General features: G+C 39.6%; 2 protein-coding genes. Both read left to right on the top strand.

Features of this window, described 5'->3' with window-relative positions:
- On the top strand, positions 1-3,452 hold a 3,452-nt coding region (locus tag Q8907_13895), incomplete at its 5' end, for a T9SS type A sorting domain-containing protein (GenBank protein ID MDP4275362.1).
- A gap of 279 nt (positions 3,453-3,731) precedes the next feature.
- Positions 3,732-3,936, top strand: a 205-nt coding sequence (locus Q8907_13890) for a hypothetical protein (GenBank protein ID MDP4275361.1), incomplete at its 3' end; no start/stop codon positions are given.

Genomic DNA, 3,936 nt, shown 5'->3' with positions numbered 1-3,936 from the left:
TGCCATACAACACTTTGATTGAAACATATGGGGCTCAACCTCTTGAGGCCGTTATCCGGGGGATATATTACCCCGGCCACTTGGAAAGAAAGTATAACCTGAAATTTAAGATGGCCAGTGCCATGGAGGATCAGATTCTGCCTTATGGTTTAGGATCTGTCTGGGCAGGTGCGGGTGCGAAATTTGTCAACCATGGGATTTGCGGCTGCGTTACCAATGTCCCTTATTCAGGTACAAGAAAATACGAAATTTATCAGTGGAAAGGATCTGATGATAGTACCTTATTGACAAAATGGTATTCTTATAGCAGCAATAGCTATTCATTGGGCGGGTATGCTGAAGCCAGGAATCCTTCAACAGCTGTGGACCGGGCATTGGCAAAGTGCAACACAACAGCTTATCCATATAAAATTGCTGCTGCAATTGGAAAAGGTGGGGATAATCTTCAGACCTTAACTTCTGAGTTTGTTACTGTAGCGCAAAACAGGTCAAACAGTAATTTAAAAGTCATTGTCTCCAATGAAGTTGATTTTTTTGAAGATTTCATTAAAACTTATCCTGACATTCCGTCCCTTTCCTGCTCTTATGGAAATGATTGGGATGTATTGTGCGAATCTTTAGCTGAAGTGACTGCAAAAGTGAAACGTTCCACAGAGAAATTAAGATCTGCTGAGGCTTTGGCTACCTTAGTAAGTTTAAAAAACAATAGTTTTGCCGATAATCTTAGTTCATTACGTGATGAGGCCTGGACAGCTTTTGGATTGTACTGGGAGCATTGTTGGACTTCGGACGGTGCGATTACCAAAGCACAGAGGACAGATTTTCAACGAAGGATGCAACAAAAAGTTTCCACCTATGTCGATTCCCTGTACAACCGTTCATCTAAGTTATTGGGAGGTTTAATTAATAAAACGGGTACAAATACTCGTTTCTATGTTTTTAATCCCTTAAGCTGGAGTCGTACGGATTATGCTGATTATGCCTACAACGGGAGCCAAACAGTACATGTGGTCGATTTGGAAACAGGGCTTGAGGTTCCTACTCAATTTATCACTGTCGATAACCTTTCTTACCTAAGGATTCTGGCTAGTGATGTCCCTTCGGTTGGTTATAAGGTATTTGAAATCAGGGACGGGGCTCCCCAGTCTTCCACCAATGCAGCTACTTTAAGTGGTAATATTATTGAAAATCCTTTTTTCAGAATTCAACTAACCAATCAGGGCGTAATTACAAGTATGCTTGATAAGCAGAATGGCAACAGGGAATGTGTGAAAGTTTCGAATGGCAAATATGTCAATGACCTTGGGTCCGGAACCGGGAACAGCGGAACTTTGACCGTGGTAAACAACGGACCGGTATCTGTTTCATTGCTTGCTACCTCTACTGCCCCTCTGCGACATACCAGTGAAATAACTCTTTTTAAAACTATTCCGAGAGTTGAAATAACGGATAAGATCAATCAAAATTTCGGTGCGATAAATTCCTGGGCTTTTTCATATAATATCAGTTCGCCTGATGTCTGGCATGAAGAAATAGGCGCTGTGATCCGGGCTAAGCTTATTTCGCAGGGTGGAAATTATGCAAACGACCATGCTGTTTATAAATGGTTGACTCTGAATCATTTCGCAGCAATGAGCGAATCCCAGTTTGGCATTACCCTTTCAAATGAGGATTGTTCATTTATGCGTTTGGGGCAAAGCTCATACAGTAATTTAGATACAGGTACCCCTCAGATTAATGCCATAGCCGGCGGGCAACTGACAGAAAATGGATTGGGAATTCTTAATCAGGGGGGAGACAGTCAGTTTACTTACCGTTTCGCGTTGGGAACTTACCAGACATATTCAGCTACCGCTTCCATGCGTTTTGCACTTGAACATCAAAATCCCCTGGTTGCGGCTACCGTTACGGGAGGGAATCAATATCCGGAGACTGCTTTTTCTTTGCTGACCGTAGCTGATCCAAATATTTTCCTGTGGTCGGTAAAACCTTCAGAAGAAGGAATTAAAAATGGCATGATCCTCAGATTCTGGAATATGAGCAATAACAATCTCAACAGCAGTCTGAATGTCTCCGGTAGCATTACTTCAGCCAAATTGGTTACTCATATTGAAACAGAAAGAGGTACTGCAGATTATAACAATTCACAGCTACCTTTAAATATTACCCATAACCAGATTAAGACTTATAAAATAACAATGGCTTTAAATGAAGATACTGTAGTTCCGGGAGCCACCGCAAAACCTTCAGGCCTTGTTTCTGTATGTCAGGGACAACAAACACTGACCTACAACACTTCTGTGGCAAGCGGTGCTTCTTCGTATAACTGGTATAGCAGCCCTGTTGGTGCAGGTGTTATTAGCGGTAATGGTACTACTGCCCATTTTGCATTGGACAAGAATTATTACGGGAAATTAAAAATATGGGTTAAAGGTCAAAATAAAGTAGGAGAAGGACCTCCGTCTGATACCCTGACCACGGATATTTATCAATCACCCAATGTATTTGCAGGTAATGACCTGGTAGTTCCTTATGATACCATTATTCAGCTTCAGGGTATAGTTTACGGTGGAAGCGGTTCCTATTTCGTTAAATGGGAACCTGATAGCCTGTTACAAACCAGTAATATTCTTAATCCTTATACAAAAAATATAAAAGCAACCACATTATTTGTTTTAGGCGTAATTGATACTAAATCTTCATGTACAGGAATTGATACTCTTTCTGTTTCAATTAATGTTCCTGTTTTAAAAGTAACCCTGCAGGCCGATAATACAACAATCTGTAAGGGGGATTCTGTGACCGTACAGGCTTTGGCCACCGGAGGAACTGGCAATTATAATTATTCCTGGTCGTCCAGTTCTTCGGGTTTCAAATCAACGGCAGCTACAATCAAGGTTAAACTTACAACCTCAACTAACCTCAGCCTCACATTGGGCGACGGGAATTCTTCGATACTGGATTCTATTTATATTACAGTTAATTCATTGCCTAATAAACCCACTATTCAACAAAATGGATCTGTTCTGTTTTCAAGCTCTTTGAATAATAATCAGTGGGTGGATACTACGGGGATAGTTTTAGGTAATGGCAACCAATATCAACCGGTTAAAGACGGATATTACCGGGTAGTGGTTACTCAAAACGGATGTTCTTCTACTTCAGATTCTTATTTATATAAAAAGGTAGGGACAGAGGAAAACACTGTTTCAGAACGTGTATCCGTTTTCCCAAATCCAACGAAAGACTATTTTAACATAAAAACCACCATTACTCCTTCAGAAATTCAGTTGTTAAATATCACCGGAACGCTTATGGTGAAAGGAGTTTATAAGGATTCGAAAGAAGCTTTTGAGGGAAGGATAGATGTGTCAACTCTTCCCAAAGGTATTTATATGCTGAGGTTTATTTTCTTTGACTCTATTGTTACTAAAAAGATTTGTGTGGAATAGCTGCTTTGAGATTTAAAATGAATATTCAAAATGGGGAAATGGCTTATTAAAGTTGATTACTGCCGTTGGCCCTGTTATTTATGAGAAAAAGGAAAGATAGCCCTCTTTAAACTTTTTCTATAAAATTCAAACTTTAATTAAACCCGCACTTAAACGTCTAATTTGGACGTTTAAGTGCGGGTTTTTTAGATTAAATATGATTGATATGGATCATTAAAGGGAGAAAAACAGGTAATTGCCTGCTTAACATATTGATCCGCCGGTTTTAGAGCAATAAGGATGGGATTATTAGGAATCCCCTTGTTTACTAATGTTTTGTGTTGTCAGAGTTCGCTCTTTATGCTGTTCTTCTTGTACAATCCTGTCATTGTGGATTCTGTTTGGATGGCCATATTTGATTCTTTGTTAATGATTAAACTATTATTCACAGATCCTGTTTATAAAGCCTCTTGGTTGTACAGAAAACGGGATAATGTTTATATTT

It is taken from the genome of Bacteroidota bacterium (genome assembly GCA_030706565.1).
GTDB lineage: Bacteria > Bacteroidota > Bacteroidia > Bacteroidales > JAUZOH01 > JAUZOH01.
This window is presented reverse-complemented; position numbering and strand designations above follow the sequence as displayed.